Annotated in this window: 13 protein-coding genes and 1 riboswitch; of the genes, 4 read left to right on the top strand and 9 right to left on the bottom strand. The window is 67.0% G+C overall.

Annotation, left to right across the window (positions count from 1 at the left end):
• Nucleotides 1-44: 44 nt before the first annotated feature.
• From ACTWPB_RS04880 to glpK (ACTWPB_RS04860), 5 genes are all read right to left on the bottom strand, one after another.
• Nucleotides 45-1,274 (bottom strand): acyl-CoA dehydrogenase family protein, encoded by a 1,230-nt coding sequence (locus ACTWPB_RS04880; protein WP_446224502.1) that lies wholly within the window; start codon nt 1,272-1,274, stop codon nt 45-47.
• A 287-nt stretch (nt 1,275-1,561) separates the two neighbouring features.
• Nucleotides 1,562-2,320, bottom strand: coding sequence for an SDR family oxidoreductase (locus tag ACTWPB_RS04875; protein ID WP_446224501.1), 759 nt, complete (start codon nt 2,318-2,320; stop codon nt 1,562-1,564).
• An 83-nt stretch (nt 2,321-2,403) separates the two neighbouring features.
• On the bottom strand, nt 2,404-2,919 hold the full coding sequence (locus ACTWPB_RS04870; RefSeq protein WP_446224500.1) for a hypothetical protein: 516 nt from the start codon (nt 2,917-2,919) through the stop codon (nt 2,404-2,406).
• Between the two features lie 69 nt (nt 2,920-2,988).
• On the bottom strand, nt 2,989-4,680 hold the full coding sequence (locus ACTWPB_RS04865) for a glycerol-3-phosphate dehydrogenase/oxidase (protein WP_446224499.1): 1,692 nt from the start codon (nt 4,678-4,680) through the stop codon (nt 2,989-2,991).
• Between the two features lie 32 nt (nt 4,681-4,712).
• Nucleotides 4,713-6,215, bottom strand: coding sequence for a glycerol kinase GlpK (gene glpK / locus ACTWPB_RS04860; RefSeq protein WP_446224498.1), 1,503 nt, complete (start codon nt 6,213-6,215; stop codon nt 4,713-4,715).
• Between the two features lie 133 nt (nt 6,216-6,348).
• Here glpK (ACTWPB_RS04860) and ACTWPB_RS04855 point away from each other — a divergent pair, with 133 nt between their 5' ends.
• Entirely contained in the window at nt 6,349-7,101 is a 753-nt protein-coding gene (locus ACTWPB_RS04855; protein ID WP_446224497.1) for an IclR family transcriptional regulator, read from the top strand.
• 265 nt (nt 7,102-7,366) lie between these two features.
• Complete coding sequence (glpK, locus tag ACTWPB_RS04850; RefSeq protein ID WP_446224496.1) at nt 7,367-8,863, top strand: glycerol kinase GlpK; 1,497 nt, start codon at nt 7,367-7,369, stop codon at nt 8,861-8,863.
• Nucleotides 8,864-8,897: 34 nt separating this feature from the next.
• Here glpK (ACTWPB_RS04850) and ACTWPB_RS04845 read toward each other — a convergent pair whose 3' ends face one another.
• From ACTWPB_RS04845 to ACTWPB_RS04835, 3 genes are all read right to left on the bottom strand, one after another.
• Nucleotides 8,898-9,800, bottom strand: a complete 903-nt coding sequence (locus ACTWPB_RS04845) for a hypothetical protein (protein ID WP_446224495.1) — start codon at nt 9,798-9,800, stop codon at nt 8,898-8,900.
• Nucleotides 9,801-9,841: 41 nt separating this feature from the next.
• Nucleotides 9,842-10,990, bottom strand: a complete 1,149-nt coding sequence (locus tag ACTWPB_RS04840) for an MFS transporter (protein WP_446226237.1) — start codon at nt 10,988-10,990, stop codon at nt 9,842-9,844.
• A gap of 359 nt (nt 10,991-11,349) precedes the next feature.
• Nucleotides 11,350-12,567, bottom strand: a complete 1,218-nt coding sequence (locus tag ACTWPB_RS04835; protein WP_446224494.1) for an NADP-dependent isocitrate dehydrogenase — start codon at nt 12,565-12,567, stop codon at nt 11,350-11,352.
• 565 nt (nt 12,568-13,132) lie between these two features.
• Nucleotides 13,133-13,243, top strand: a riboswitch (SAM riboswitch).
• Nucleotides 13,244-13,325: 82 nt separating this feature from the next.
• On the opposite strand from ACTWPB_RS04835, the gene ACTWPB_RS04830 reads away from it, so the two are divergent.
• Together ACTWPB_RS04830 and metX are read left to right on the top strand one after the other, a co-directional pair.
• Nucleotides 13,326-14,642, top strand: coding sequence for a bifunctional o-acetylhomoserine/o-acetylserine sulfhydrylase (locus ACTWPB_RS04830; RefSeq protein WP_446224493.1), 1,317 nt, complete (start codon nt 13,326-13,328; stop codon nt 14,640-14,642).
• Nucleotides 14,639-15,784, top strand: a complete 1,146-nt coding sequence (metX, locus tag ACTWPB_RS04825) for a homoserine O-acetyltransferase MetX (protein ID WP_446224492.1) — start codon at nt 14,639-14,641, stop codon at nt 15,782-15,784. Before ACTWPB_RS04830 ends, metX begins: the two co-directional genes overlap by 4 nt.
• A gap of 270 nt (nt 15,785-16,054) precedes the next feature.
• On the opposite strand, the gene ACTWPB_RS04820 is transcribed toward metX, so the two are convergent.
• Complete coding sequence (locus tag ACTWPB_RS04820) at nt 16,055-16,381, bottom strand: DUF3017 domain-containing protein (protein WP_446224491.1); 327 nt, start codon at nt 16,379-16,381, stop codon at nt 16,055-16,057.
• Between the last annotated feature and the right edge of the window lie 5 nt (nt 16,382-16,386).

Below are 16,386 nucleotides of genomic sequence, written 5' to 3'. Positions count from 1 at the left end.
CGGTCGCGACAACACTGTTCGCGGCCGGGGTCGGCGGCATCGTGCTACTTGCCGAGCAGGCCCTTGGCGATGTGGGTCACCTGGATCTCGTTGCTGCCCGCGTAGATCATCAACGACTTCGCGTCACGGGCCAGCTGCTCGACCCGGTATTCGCTCATGTACCCGTTGCCACCGAACAACTGCACCGCCTCCATCGCCACCTCGGTCGCGGCCTCGGAGCAGTACAGCTTCATCGCCGAGGCCTCGGCCAGGCTCGGTGGTTTGCCCGCGCGAGCACGCTCGAGCACGTTGAACACCATGTTCTGCACATTGATTCGCGCCACTTCCATCTTGGCCAGCTTGAGCTGGATCAGCTGGAAGCGACCGATCTCCTGACCCCACAGCGTGCGGTTGCGCGCGTAATCGACACAGAGCCGGTGACATTCGTCGATCACGCCCAGCGCCATGAACCCGACGCCGATCCGCTCGGCGGTGAAACTCGCTCTGGCGCTTTCTCTTCCGTCGCCACCCTGGTGTTCCTCGGTCTCGCCGAGCAGCCGGTCCTTGCCGAGCCGGACATTGTCGAAGAACAGCTCGCCGGTCGGTGAGGAGTGCAGGCCCATCTTCTTGAACGGTTTGCCCTGGGTGAGGCCTTCCATGCCCGTGTCGAGCACGAAGGTGAGCACCGTGCGGTCGCGCTTATCGGTGCCGTCGCGCTCGTCGAGCTTGGCGTAGACGATCATCACGTCGGCGCACGGGCCGTTGGTGATGAACGTCTTCTGGCCGTTGAGGATGTAGTCCTCACCGTCGCGTTCGACGCGAGTCTGCATGCCGCCGAACGCATCCGAGCCGGAGTCGGGTTCGGTGATCGCCCAGGCCGCCACCTTGCGCAGGGTGACGATGTCGGCCAGCCAGCGCTGCTTCTGGGCCAGGGTGCCCCGCGACATGATGGTGGTGGCACCGAGCCCGATGCTCACCCCGAGGGCGGATACCAAACCCATACAGACGCCGGACAATTCGCTGATCAGCACCGCCATCATCGACTGCTGATCACCGAACGGGCTGCCCGGCTTCTTGCCACCCTCGCTCGGACCCGCCGCCTCCTTGGCGAGCATCTTCGCGACGGCGTCCTCGCCCATCGCATCGATCCCGAACTGGCTGAACAGCTTGCGCAGGATCGGATACGGCAGCATCTCACCGCTGTCGAGGGCGTCGAGGTTCGGCCGGACTTCCTTGTCGATGAACGCCCGCACGGCGTCGCGGATCATCAGATCGGTCTCGGACCATTCGAACACTCTCGTCTCCTGACGCTCGCTCCATCCAAAAACATACATGCGTGCTTGTTTTTGCGCGGCGATTTCGGTGACCCCGGTCACCATTGGAGGAGCCCCGCGGTCGTCGGCACGGCATGGACTTCGAGCGACCGGACATGATCGCCTCGGCGGTGCCCGGTCCTGAAGGCGAGATCCAGTCCATCAGCTGGCTGGCAGTGTCCACGGACAAGGACGGCGAGCACCTGCTGCCCCGGCAGGACCGAGATCCCACGCGAAGGCCGTGCCCGACGACACGGCCGTCGTCGTGTTCAGATCAGTTTGCGGACCAGCGGCAGCGGCAGGATCCGCAGCGCGAAACCCACCGGCACCCACGGCCAACCGGGAACATAGGCATTGGCACGACGCTTCTCGATCGCGGCGACCATGGCGCGGACCCCGGTTTCGGTGTCCACCATGAACTTCGGCTGATGCTTGACCCGGTCGTTCATCTCCGAGCGAATGTATCCGGGGTAGATCACCGAGACATCGATGCCCGGAATCGCTTCCGCTCGAACGCCTTCGGCAAGCGCTGCGACACCGGCTTTGGTGGCCGCGTAGGTGGTGAGCGTCTTGGGCATGCCGCGCAGGCCGGAGATCGAGGAGATCATTACCAGGTGGCCGCGGCCCTGCGCGCGGAAGATCTTCACCGCCGCCTCGCTCTGTGCCAGGGCGGCAAGGAAATTCACCACCGCGGTCTCGCGATTGGCCTTGTGATGGCCGGTGCCCAACGGTGCGCCCTTACCCAGGCCCGCGTTGACGATCACCCGATCGATGGTGCCGAATTCATCGGCGAACTCGTCGAAGACGGTGAACACCGCGGCGTCATCGGTGACATCGAGTTGCTTCACCGAGACGACGCGGTCGGGGTATTCGGCGAGGATCTGCGTGCGCAGCTCATCGAGACGCTCGGTCCGGCGAGCACACAGGCCGAGGTCGTACCCCAGCGCGGCAAACTGGCGGGCCATCTCGGCGCCGAGCCCGGAGCTGGCGCCGGTGACCAGGATGGTGCCCTGGTTTCGCGATTTCATGCGCTCACGCTAACCGTGTGTGACTTGTTCGGTTGACCGGACGGGCCGGATCGAGATATCCGGGCCGTCCGGTCAGCGGGCGATCAGCCCTTTTTGCTGAAGTCGCCGCGCCAGATCAGGTCACCGGAGGTGACAACAGCAGGCTTCAACTTGTCGACGGGCACCGAGTAAGCGATCTTGATGGTCTGCTTGGAACCGGGCGGCAACTTGCCTTCCAGGCCGTACTTGTAGTTCTTGTCCAGCGACAGCACCGATTCGGCGGCCGTACCCTCCTCGCCGTAGACCAGGGTCGGGGACGACCAGCGGTCCAGTGCCTTCGTAGAGGTGTTGTTGAGCTGGAAAGTGAACACCGACACGATGCCTTGCCGCTCGACCTCGTCCGCTTCGACCTTGACGATCGACAACTCGACGCCCGATTCGAGCTTGCCGACGTCGCCGGGGTTCAGCACACCGTCCGCGTTCGGCGTGGCAGGTGCCTGCGAGGTCGCCGAGGTCGTGGCCGGCGTGACCGGCTTGCCACTCGGTAGGTCTTCCTGACATCCGGCCAGCAACAAGCTCGCCGCGACAACGGCGGTGGACAGCACAATGCGGAACTTCACGAACTTCCCCTCCTTCAAGGAGCTCGCGGGGTCTCCATCCGAGAACTTCCCCCGAGCACAGCGGAAGGATCATATACGCGACATGCGAACCGGGTGCAGACGAGCAGTATTCGCCGCTTCGTCGTCGACCGCCTCGTTGGCGGCGAGTTCGGCGTGGACCCGGTCGTAGTACCGGTTGATCTCGATGTTGGTGGTCTCCTCGTTCCAGCCGAGCAGGGGCGCGATCAAGCGGGCGACCTCCGGTGCGGCCGCGAGGCCGCGATCGGGGACCTCGATGGAGATGCGGGTGCGGCGGGTGAGGATGTCGTCGAGGTGCAGCGCGCCCTCGTGGGTGACGGCGTAGACGATCTCGGCGGCGATGTAGTCCGAGGCGCCCGGAATCGGTTGGCGCAGTGCGGGATCGGCGGCGATCAGGTCGAATAGGTCGGTGCTCAGCGAGCCGTAGCGGCCGAGCAGGTGTTCGACGACGTCGACGGGCAGTCGCTGCGATACCGCCAGTGCGGGCACCTCGGCGAGCAGGTCGAAATAGCCTGCCGCGCCGACGATGGGCAGCTGCGCGGTCGAGGAGGCGGGAATCTGTCCACCCAGGCGCGCCACGGCGGCGTCGACGACATCGGCGGCCATCACCCGGTAGGTCGTGTACTTGCCACCCGCGATCACGAACAGGCCAGGCGCGGGTTCGGCGACGGCGTGTTCGCGCGAGAGCTTCGCGGTTTCCTTCGTGGCACCGGTCATCAGCGGGCGAAGGCCGGCGTAGGTACCGACGATGTCGGCCCTGGTCAGCGGCTCACGCAGCAGCGAATTGACGTGGTCGAGGATGTATCGCACGTCGGCGGCGGTGGCCGTGGGGTGGTTCTTGTCGAGTGCCCATTCGGTGTCGGTGGTGCCGATGATCCAGTGCTCGGCCCACGGGATCACGAACAGGACCGACTTCTCGGTGCGCATGATCATGCCGGTGTGCAGGTTCAGCCGGTCGCGCGGCACGAGGATGTGCACGCCCTTCGACATCTGAACGTGGAACGGGAAGTCCACGCCGGTCATCGTGATCATGTCGTCAGTCCACACGCCGGTCGCGCTGATCACGGTGCGGGCCCGAATGGTGTGCGTCAGACCGGTTTCCAGGTCTTGCACGCGCGCGCCGACGACCTTCTCGCCGTCGCGTGCCAGCCCGATCACCCTGGTCCGGGTCAGTACCGTGGCACCGTTGTCGGCGGCGGTCCTGGCGATCATCATCGTGTGGCGGGCGTCGTCGACCTGCGCGTCGTAGTAGCGGATGGCGCCGGTCATCGCGTCATCGCGCAGTGCGGGCGCGAGTTCCCTTGCGCCGGAACGGGTCAGGTGCTTGTGCATCGGCACCGTGCGCGCGCCACCGAGCGTGTCGTAGAGGGCGATACCGGCACCGATGTAGGCGCGCTCCCACACCCGGTGCTGGAGGGGAAACAGGAACGGCACCGGATGCACGAGGTGCGGTGCGAGCGTATTCAGCAGCAGCCCACGCTCTTTGAGCGCCTCACGCACCAGCGCGAAGTCCAGCTGCTCCAGGTAGCGAAGGCCGCCGTGGATGAGCTTCGAGGATCGGCTCGAGGTGCCCGCGGCGAAATCGCGTGCCTCGACCAGCGTGACGGAAAGGCCGCGCGAGGCGGCGTCGAGGGCGGCGCCGGCGCCGGTCACGCCGCCGCCGATGACCAGGACATCGACCTCGGCGGTGTCGAGCGTGCCGACAGCCTGCTCACGGTAGGTGGGGTCAAGTCGCACAGGCACGATGATCTCCTTCTCGAAAGTGTTGGGGTTTATCAGATTTCGGCCCAGTCGAGGGTGCGCTCGACGGCTTTGAGCCAGCGGCGGTAGCCGTGTTCGCGTTGCTCCTCGGACCAGGCCGGGTACCAGCGGATGTCCTCGGACCAGTTGTCGAGCAGTTCGTCGGTGCTGCCCCAGAAGCCGACGGCCAGTCCGGCGGCGTACGCGGCACCGAGGGCGGTGGTTTCGGCGACGACCGGTCGGGAAACCGGGACACCGAGCAGGTCGGCCTGGATCTGCATGGCCAGCTGGTTCACCGTCACGCCGCCGTCCACCCGCAACGTCGCCAGCCGCACACCGGCATCGCGCTGCATGGCCTCGACCACATCGCGGGTCTGGTAGGCGATGGATTCCAGGGTGGCCCTGGCCAAGTGGGCGTTGTTGCTGTAGCGCGACAGGCCGACAACCGCGCCGCGGGCATCGGGTCGCCAGTACGGCGCGAACAGACCGGAGAAGGCGGGCACGAAGTACACGCCGCCGCAATCCTGTACCTGCCCGGCGAGGTCTTCGATCTGCGCGGCGCCGGCGATGATGCCCATCTGGTCGCGCAGCCACTGCACCGCGGATCCGGTGACCGCGATCGAACCCTCCAGCGCGTAGGTCGGCTTGTCGGCGCCGAACTGGTACGCGACGGTGGTGATCAGGCCGTGGTTCGAGCGCACGATCTCGATGCCGGTGTTGAGCATCAGGAAATTGCCTGTGCCGTAGGTGTTCTTGGCCTCGCCGGGCTGGAAGCACACCTGCCCGACACCCGCGGCCTGCTGGTCGCCGAGCACGCCCGCGATGGGCACCGAGCCTTTGAACGGGCCGTCGGGTGTCGTCGTCCCGAACAGTTCCGGGTTCGACGACGGTGCGATGGTCGGCAACATGGCGCGCGGAATCCCGAAGATCGCGAGGAGTTCGTCGTCCCAATCGAGGGTTTCGAGATCCATCAGCATCGTGCGCGAGGCATTGGTCGGGTCGGTGACGTGCGCGCCGCCGGTGAGGTTCCAGATCAGCCAGCTGTCGAGGGTGCCGAACAGGGCGTCACCGCGCTCGGCGTCGGCGCGCACGCCCGCGGTGTTGTCCAGGATCCACTTCAGCTTCCCGCCGGAGAAATACGGCGCGGGCGGCAGACCGGTCTTCTCGCGGATGAACGCGCTGTGCCCGGCGGCGTCGAGGTCGGCGATGATGCGGTCGGTGCGGGTGTCCTGCCAGACGATGGCGTTGCCGTAGGGGCGGCCGGTGCGGCGGTTCCACACGACGGTGGTCTCGCGCTGGTTGGTGACGCCGATGGCGGCGAGATCGTCGGCCGTGAGATCAGCGAGCGAGAGGGCGGTCGTGACGACGGTGCGGGTGCGTTCCCAGATCTCGTCCGGATTGTGTTCGACCCAGCCCGGGCGCGGCATGATCTGGGAGTGTTCGAGCTGATGGCGGGCCACCACGGCGCCTTTGTGGTCGAAAACCATGAATCGCGTCGAGGTCGTGCCCTGGTCGATCGCGCCCACATACCGGTTCATTTCTCGCCCTTCCCGGAACTCACCGTCGAGTCCGCAGATCGGGCACCGCGGCCCGGAATCCACGCTAGGAACCGCGGCTATCGGCCGCTATGCCTGCCGTTCGACAATGCTGAACGGTGGTAGGTTCGGCCTCATGCCTGGCCCGATCCAGTCGATCGAACGCGCCGCCGCCGTGGTGCGTCTGCTGGCGCGTGGGCCGGGGCCGCTCGGCGTCGGCGAGATCGCGACCGCGCTCGACCTGGCCAAACCCACCGCGCACGGCATCCTGCGGACGCTGCTCGGGGTCGGATTCGTCGACCAGGACGCTCTCACCGGCAAGTACCTGCTCGGTCCCGCCATCGACCGGCTCGGGACCGATCGGCTCGATGTGAACGAGTTGCGCTCGCGGGCGATCCACCGGGCCGACGCACTCGCCTCCCGGTCCGGGGAATCGGTCCGCATCGCGGTTGCGCGGGACGACGGAATCACCGTGATCCACCACGTCTTCCGGCCCGACAACAGCGTGCAGGCCCTTGCGGTCGGCGAGGTACTTCCCGCCCATGCGACCGCGCTCGGCAAGGTGCTGCTCGCCTACGATGCCGCGGCGGAAGCCGGTGCGCTGCAAGGCTTCACCCGCCGGACGATCACCGGCAGCGAGGGGCTCGACCGTGCGATCACCGAGGTTCGACGGCGGGGTTGGGCAGACGAGGTCGAGGAGTACCGCTCGGGCGAAGCGGGGATCGCCGCGCCCATTCGGGCCAGGGGTGGGCTCGTCGTCGCGGCTATCGGCATCACCGGGCCGACGGATCGGCTGTGCGACAACCGGTTACAGGTGCGTTCGGCCGCGATCGAGCAGGTGCGCGCCGCCGCTCTCGCCGTGCACCGTGACCTGACGGCAGCTCGATGATCTGGGACAGCGTGGCTTTCGCCGACATGGCCCAGGCGGGCAGGCTCACGACCAGCAGGGCTGCTGCCCCAACTCGACCGAACACCACTCGACAGGCACGCGATCACGGGACCACCATCCTCGGGAGTCCACACCAGCAGGCTTGCGACACAGCACCTTTCACAGATCGGTGGACCCATGGTGGCGCGATCCCCACGAAGACACGCACGCCTGTATGGCCTGCTGGCGCACATCAGCAGCAGCTCGACGACGAGAGCAGCTGCCGATGACTCAACGTTTCGTGCTCGCCATCGACCAGGGCACTACTTCGAGCCGCTGCATCGTCTTCGACCAGCACGCGCGGCTCGCCGGGATGGCACAGCGGACTCATCGGCAGCATTACCCCAGGTCCGGGTGGGTGGAACAGGATGCGCTCGAGATCTGGCGGACGGTCGAGCGGATCGTGCCCGCGGCGCTGCGCGATGCGGGGATCACCGTGGACCAGGTGGCCGCGATCGGCATCGCCAATCAGCGCGAGACCACTGTTGTGTGGGATCGGCGCACCGGGGTGCCGGTACGGTTGGCCATCGTCTGGCAGGACGTGCGCACCGAAGAGCTGGTCGATCGGATGAAGGAACTGCCTGGCGCCCAGCGCATTTCGGAGTTGAGCGGGCTGCCCCTGGCGACCTACTTCGCCGCACCACGCCTGCGCTGGCTGCTCGACAACGTCGTGGACCTGCGCGCCAGAGCCGAACGCGGCGACGTTCTCTTCGGCACCATGGAATCCTGGCTCATCTGGAACCTCACCGGCGAGCACGTCACCGACGTCACCAACGCCGGCCGCACCCTGCTGATGAACCTGGCCACCCGGCAGTGGGACGAAGAACTGCTGCGGTTCTTCGATATTCCGCGCGTCATGCTCCCCCGCATCGAACCGTCGACCGGCGATTTCGGCACCGCCCGCACGGTCGTGCCCGGCGTGCGGATCGGCGCCGCCCTCGGCGACCAGCACGCGGCCCTGTTCGGCCAAACCTGCTTCGCCCCAGGCGAAACCGAATGCACCTACGGCACCGGCGGCTTTCTCATGATGAACACCGGCACTGAACTCATCCGCTCCGAACACGGCCTGCTCACCACCATCGGCTACCAGGTCGGCCCCGAACCGGTCTACGCCCTCGAAGGCCCGATCGCGGTCACCGGCTCACTGGTCCAATGGCTGCGCGACATCGTCGGCCTGATCGCCACCGCCCCCGAAATCGAAACTCTCGCAAGCACAGTCGACGACAACGGCGGCTGCTACCTGGTCCCCGCCTTCTCCGGTCTCTACGCACCCCACTGGCGCAGCGACGCCCGAGGTCTGCTCATCGGCCTGACCTCCTATGTCACCAAAGGCCACCTGGCCCGCGCCGTCCTTGAGGCCACCGCCTGGCAAACCCGTGACGTGGTCGAGGCCATGAACGCCGACGCAGGCCTTCAGGCGAAATCCCTGCGCGTAGCAGGCGGCATGGCCTCCAACAACCTGCTCATGCAGATAATCGCCGACGTCCTCGACACCCCCGTCATGCGCCCCCTCGTCACCGAAACAGTCTCCCTCGGCGCCGCCTACGCAGCGGGCTTGGCCGTCGGCTACTGGCCCGATCTCCAAGGCCTACGCCGCAATTGGAAGGTCGCCGCCCAATGGATCCCGTCCCCGGACCGCCGAATTCGCGAAGAAGAATACGAACGCTGGCAACGCGCCGTCCAGCTCAGCGTCGGCTGGGCCCGCCCGGCCACGGCGGACTAGATCCGTCGAAGAAGCGCTCGCTGGAGGCGCGCAGTCAGCCGAAGAGTTCGTCGGTGCGAGTAGCGGTGACGGCCTGCGTCAACCACGCGTCGAGCTGGCCGAGGTCGGCGCAGGCGGCGAGCTGCGTCCGTTGCGCGGCAGACAGCTCGAGCCCGCGGGCAGTGAGCACAGTGAGCACGGCGTGCGCGGCAGTTTTGGCGACCTTCGCGTCCACCTCCGCGCGCCCCTCCGCGCGCCCCTCCTCGCGCCCTTTCGCGATGTACTTGGTAGCGATGCGGCCGTGGTACTGCGGGGTGCTCTCCATCAGTTCCTCCAAGCGTCGGCATGCCGAGACGGTCAACGCGTCATCGACCAGATCAAGATACATTTTCGCATGTTCGTCGTCGGTTTTCATCAGCCCGGCCAGGAAGGCCGCAAGGACCTCCTCCATGTGGGGGCCTGCGCCGTGGGCGATCGCCGACAGCGTTGCCCGCTCGGGGCACCGCCTGGCCTCATCTATATCGGTGACGACGGGGAAGCGGTCGGGGCCTAGCACCAGCGGTTGGATGACCGATCCGACGGTATCGAGCTCGATCGGCTGCTCGGCCCACTTCGCGACCTTCCTGCTCGGCGTCACCACCAACAGAACCACCGGGCAACACAGCCGCGATCGCAGCGTGGTCAGGTAGACCGGCCATTTCCAGCGGCGCACATCCGCCTTGGACAACTGCACCTCTACGCACACACCAAGAACAGGAATGTCGCGATCGTCATGAGTGCTGAGTGCCAGGTCACCGCGAAACTCCTTGGGCCCGACGTCAGTGAAGTCACACGGCTCTGCCCGCATTTGGGATAGGCCCGGCAGCGGGACACTGAACTCCTCCGCCAGCAATGACGGGGCCAGCAGGAGATCCGTGCGGAACAGGTCAAGCAAACCCTCGTGCAGGTGGCTCGGCATGCGGGGCACCGTACGACGAACTGAGGAAGAGCCCCAATCTGTTACGGCATGTTGTAGGCGGTGCGGCGTTGCAGGAACACCGTGAGGGTGAATAGGAGAACGCCGGCTACCGCGAGAACTGCGCCGACCATAGCCGGTGCGGTGTAGCCGAGGCCAGCGGCGATGACGAGGCCGCCGAGCCAGGCTCCCGCGGCGTTGGCCATGTTCAGGGCGGCGTGGTTGAGGGCGGCGGCTAGGGTTTGGGCGTCGGCGGCTACGTCCATCAGGCGGGTTTGCAGGCCTGGTGCCAGGGCCGCGCCGGAGGCTCCGACGAGGAAGGCGCCGATCGAGGCGGTGATCGGATTGTGGGCGGCCAGGACGAAGCCGGCGAGGATGACCACCATCGCGATCATGGCGACGAAGATCGAGCGGTCGACGCCGCGGTCGGCGAGGACGCCACCGCCGATATTGCCCACGATCATGCCGAGGCCGAACAGCGCGAGCACGATCGGCACCGCGCCGATGGGCATGCCCGCGACGTCGGTCATGGTGGTGGCGATGTAGGTGTACACGGCGAACATGCCGCCGAAGCCGATCGCGCCGACAGCCAGGGTGAGCAGCACCTGCGGGCGCCGCAACGCACCGAGTTCGGTCATCGGGTTGGTGATCTTCATACTGGTCAGCGCGGGAACATAGCGCCACAGGGCGGCCACCGTCGCCACGCCGATCACGGCGACGACCACATAGGCGTCACGCCAGCCCAGATGTTGACCGAGCCAGGTCGCGCCGGGCACCCCGATCACATTCGCCACACTGAGTCCGAGCATCACCGCGGCGACCGCCTTGGCCCGCTGGCCTACCGGCGCGAGCGTGGCCGCCGCCAGCGAGGCGACACCGAAGTACGCCCCGTGCGGCAGGCCGGACACGAAGCGGGCCAGCACGAGCGTGCCGAAAGTCGGTGCGAGGACCGTGGCGATATTGCCGATGGTGAACGCGACCATCAACACGATGAGCAATTTCTTGCGCGCCACCCGCGCGCACAACGCGGCGATCAGCGGCGCGCCGACCACCACACCCAGCGCGTACGCCGACACCGCGTGCCCGGCCGACGGCTCCGAGATATCGAATGCCCGCGCGATATCGGGCAGCAACCCCATGGTCACGAACTCGGTGGTCCCGATCCCGAATCCACCCAGCGCCAACGCGAGCATCGCCGGGACGTGCCAGCTGCTGCGTGGCGCGTCGAGGCGATCGGGGGCTGCAATGGAAGTCACGCTTCCATGCAACGGGCCACGGGTACCCGTTCGCTACCCGAGCAGAGCGTGAGTTACCCCACCCCGCAGAAAACGACCAGGCAAGCAACCCACCGATCTCGCAAGAACATGGGTAACTCACCGAGCCGAGCAAACCCGCCCATCGCCCTCCCACCGGCCGCCAACGCAGGTCTCACCCCACTCGAGTCCGGCTTGAATACGCGGAGAGGCGGAACAGAACAGAAGACGCCCGCACCGGATTCGGTGCGGGCGTCTTCACAGCCGTGCAGATTCGCGGTTGCGAACCGGGGCTCAACTCACTTCAGCGCGCGAGCCAGGTTCACGTCCAGCGCACCCAGGAATTCCTCGGTGCTCAGGTAACCCTGGTCCCCGCCGACGAGTGCCGCGAGGTCCTTCGTCATCTGACCGCCCTCGACGGTCTTGATGACCACGTCCTCGAGCGCCTGCGCGAAGCCGATCACCTCGGGGGTGTTGTCCAGCTTGCCGCGGTGTTCGAGGCCACGGGTCCAGGCGAAGATCGACGCGATCGGGTTGGTCGAGGTCGGCTTGCCCTGCTGGTGCTGGCGGTAGTGCCGGGTGACCGTGCCGTGCGCGGCCTCGGCCTCACAGGTCTTGCCGTCCGGGGTGAGCAGCACCGAGGTCATCAGGCCGAGCGAGCCGAAGCCCTGGGCCACGGTGTCGGACTGCACGTCGCCGTCGTAGTTCTTGCAGGCCCAGACGTAGCCGCCCTCCCATTTCATGGAGGAGGCGACCATGTCGTCGATCAGGCGGTGCTCGTAGGTGAGGCCCGCCGCGTCGAACTCGGCCTTGAACTCGGCGTCGAAGACTTCCTCGAAGGTGTCTTTGAACATGCCGTCGTAAGCCTTGAGGATGGTGTTCTTCGTGGAGAGGTACACCGGGTAGTTCTGCTGCAGGCCGTAGTTGAACGAGGCCCGCGCGAAGTCCTCGATGGACTTCTTGAAGTTGTACATACCCATGACGACGCCGCCGTCTTCGGGCATCTTCACGACCTCGTGGATGATCGGCTCGCTGCCGTCGTCCGGGGTGAAGGTCAGCGTGACGGTGCCCGCCTCGTAGACCTTGAAATCGGTGGCGCGGTACTGGTCGCCGAAGGCGTGACGGCCGATGATGATCGGCTTGGTCCAGCCGGGCACCAGGCGGGGCACGTTGGAGATGATGATCGGCGCGCGGAAGATGGTGCCACCCAGAATGTTTCGGATGGTGCCGTTGGGCGAGCGCCACATCTTCTTGAGGCCGAACTCTTTCACCCGCGCTTCGTCGGGGGTGATGGTGGCGCATTTCACGCCGACGCCGTACTTCTTGATGGCATTGGCCGCGTCGACGGTGACCTGGTCGTCAGTCTTGTCGCGGTACTCGATGCCGAGGTCGTAGTACTCGAGGTTCACGTCGAGATAGGGATGGACCAGCTTGTCCTTGATGAACTGCCAGATGATCCGGGTCATCTCGTCGCCGTCGAGTTCTACAACGGTGCCTTCAACCTTGATCTTGGACATGGATCTTCGTGTCCTCCTCGGTGGGTGCCCTTATTGCACGGCTAGGCGAACACGCTTGTGAGCGGACCCCAGCAGTTCCAACAGACAACGTATATGCCCCGCGTTGTCTGCGGGACGTGTGGTGCAAACAAGACGAGCGTACTGCTGTCCTCCACCTCACCGCGATGGGAGGGCCCGCTGTGCGGGACTGGGTAGAAACTACTCCGCTCCGACTACCCGTCGACACCTGATCGGGCCCTGACCGGCTACTGAGCGGTAACACAGCGGGGCCCGACCAGGTCAGACCGCGATCGGCATGTTCGTCTTCACGGTGGAGCTGGTGGCGGGCATCTGGCAGACTTCTCGGTCGCCGACACCGAGGAAGCGCTGCTGAGCTCGAGCCCGGCGGCGGCCGTATGGGTGACCCGCGCCGCGGTTCTGCGCACCTACCACGGCCTGCGCGAGGCCTGCGGCGCACCGGTGCACGACACACCCGGCTTCGGGACACCGTCGAACGAGTGATCTTCAGCGTGAAATGCGGGGGAAGTTTCCGCGCGCGGGAGATGTCCGGTTAACATGACGACAAGGTCATGAGTACCAGCGCGAAGCCCCGGCTCGCTGGTCGGCAACCCTCCAGCTGCGGTGGGGTGCTCCGGGTGATGACCGGGCTCTCGAAAGTCGAGAGCAAGCGCGCGTTGCAGGAGGCCCCCATGTGTTGTTGCCCGTCGATCCGACCCAGTTGACGAGATCTCCCGGCTGACACCCCACTGGAGCACGACATGACCGACTCTTCCCTGCCCGAGAACTGGTCCTTCGAGACCAAACAGGTCCATGCGGGCCAGACCCCCGACGCGAGCACCAACGCGCGGGCGCTGCCGATCTACCAGACCACCTCCTACACCTTCCGCGACACCGATCACGCCGCCGCGCTGTTCGGTCTCGCCGAACCGGGCAACATCTACACCCGGATCATGAACCCCACCCAGGACGCGGTGGAGCAGCGGGTAGCCGCGCTCGAAGGTGGCGTCGCGGCGTTGCTGCTGGCCTCCGGCCAGGCCGCGGAGACCTACGCGATCCTGAACCTGGCGAGCGCGGGCGACCACATCGTGTCCAGCCCGCACCTCTACGGCGGCACCTACAACCTCTTCCACTACTCGCTGCCCAAGCTGGGGATCACGGTCTCGTTCGTCGAGGATCCCGATGACCTCGCGCAATGGGCGGCGGCGATCGGGCCGAACACCAAGGCGTTCTACGGCGAGACCATCGCCAACCCGAGCAGTGCGGTGCTCGACATCCCCGGCATCGCCGGTGTCGCGCACGCGAACGGCATTCCGCTGATCGTCGACAACACCGTCGCCACCCCGTACCTGATCCAGCCGCTGGCCCACGGCGCCGACATCGTCGTACATTCGGCGACGAAGTACCTGGGTGGGCACGGTGCGGCCGTGGCGGGCGTGATCGTCGACGGCGGCACGTTCGATTGGACCGTGCGCGACGCCGACGGCAACGCGCGCTTCCCCGGTTTCACCGAGCCCGACCCCAGCTACCACGGTGCGGTGTTCGCCGATCTCGGCGCGCCCGCGTTCGCGCTCAAGGCGCGCGTGCAGCTGCTGCGCGATCTGGGTGCGGCGGTCTCGCCGTTCAACGCGTTCCTCATCGCGCAGGGCATCGAGACGCTGAGCCTGCGCGTGGAACGGCACGTCAGCAATGCTGAGACGGTCGCGAAGTTCGTCGCCGAGCAGCCGGGCGTCGACGCGGTGTTCTACGCGGGCCTCCAGTCCTCGCCCTGGCACGCGCGGGCCAAGGAGCTGGCGCCCAAGGGGGCGGGCGCGATCGTGGCGTTCGAGCTGGCGGGTGGTGTCGATGCGGGCAAGAAGTTCGTGGACGCGCTCAGCCTGCACAGCCATGTCGCTAACATCGGTGATGTGCGTTCACTCGTGATTCACCCGGCGTCGACCACGCACTCGCAGTTGACGCCCGAAGAGCAGCTGGCGGCCGGCGTCACTCCCGGCCTGGTCCGGCTCGCCGTGGGCATCGAGGGAATCGAAGACATTCTGGCCGATCTGCGGGCCGGGTTCGCGGCGGCGACGACGTGACTGTGAGCACCGAATCGCCGATCGCCCGACCCGGAACCGGGGTGGCCCTGCTGCCACCGCCGGACGGGCGTGTCGGCGTGGTCGCCATCGGGGACATGACGCTGGAGAACGGCGCCGTCGTCGGTGATGTGCGGCTGGCGGTGCAACGCTGGGGCGAGCTCTCGCCCACGCTGGACAATGTGGTGCTCGTCGAACACGCGCTCACCGGCGACTCGCATGTCGTCGGTGGGCCCGACGGGGCGCCCGGCTGGTGGGAAGGCATGGTCGGGCCCGGCGCGCCGATCGACACCGACGAGTGGTGTGTGATCGCGACCAACGTGCTCGGCGGCTGCAAGGGCAGCACCGGCCCGTCCTCGCTGGCCGCCGACGGAAAGCCATGGGGCGCACGGTTTCCCGAGCTGACCATCCGCGATCAGGTGAACGCCGAAGCGCGGTTGTTCGAGGTGCTCGGGATCGAGCGGCTCGGCGCGGTCGTCGGCGGCTCGATGGGCGGCATGCGGGTGCTCGAGTGGATCATCGGCCTGCCGGAGCGGGTCAGCGCCGCGCTCGTGCTGGCCGTGGGCGCCCGCGCCACCGCCGATCAGATCGGCACCCAGACCACCCAGATGGCCGTCATCACGGCCGATCCCGACTGGCAGGGCGGCGACTATCACGGCACCGGTCGCGCGCCGATGACCGGCATGGGGCTGGCCCGGCGCATCGCGCACCTGACCTACCGCACCGACGGCGAACTCGACCACCGCTTCGCCAACAAGGCCCAGGGCGAGGAGGACCCGTGGACCGGTGGACGGTACGCGGTGCAGAGCTACCTCGAGCACCAGGCCGACAAGCTGTGTCAACGCTTCGATCCGGCCACCTATGTACTGCTCAGCGAGGCAATGAATCGCCACGATGTGGGTCGCGGGCGCGGCGGTGTCGCTGCCGCGCTGGCGTCGACGTCGGTGCCTTGTGTGGTCGGCGGGGTCGACTCGGATCGCCTGTACCCCTTGAACACTCAGGCCGAGCTGGCCGAAGGTCTGCCGGGCTGCGCTGGTCTCGAGATCGTGCATTCGCGCGACGGGCACGACGGGTTCCTGACCGAGGCGGCCGCGGTGTCGAAACTGCTCACCGAGACGATGCGCCTCGCGCGGGAGAACCGCTGACCTTCACGCCCCCGCCAGCCGGGTGACGATTCCTCGGGCAGCGTATCGGCGATCCGTTCCAGGCCGCGTTCACGTTCGCGTTCCAGCAACGCTTCGACGAGTTCGGCGCGGGTCATGAACGCCGCGTACAGCACAGGCGCCGCGCCGCCGCGAACCCGGTCGACGATCAGCCCGAGCGATGCTCGCGCGCACCCGCAGCCTGTGGGACAAGACCTCCGTCTGAACTCCGAAACAGAACCGGCCGCGTCGAACGAGGCGGCCGGTTCTGTTTCAGCTCACGCCGAGGGTGTTGATCGTGGCGGCCAGGAACACGATGGCGCTGCCGAGCACGGTCAGCGCGGCCACGTCGAACGGGCGGCTGCGCACGGCGAGCAACCCCACCTGCACGGTCGGTAAGCACAGCCGGAACGCGGCGGCCACCAGCGCGGCACTGCCGAAGATCAGCGCGCCACGGCGCCACCGATCCCACGCCACGAAGCCGACCGCGATCACGATCAGCGCGGTCACCACGGTCATCGGCAGATGACTGCGCAGGTACTGCTCCCCCGCGCTCAATCGCGCGACCCGGTGCTTGCCGGTCGTCTCCGCCTCGTTCACGGGGC

Source organism: Nocardia sp. IBHARD005 (assembly GCF_052814245.1).
The sequence above is the reverse complement of the archived record's forward strand: the minus strand, read 5'-3'. Positions and strand labels throughout refer to the sequence as shown.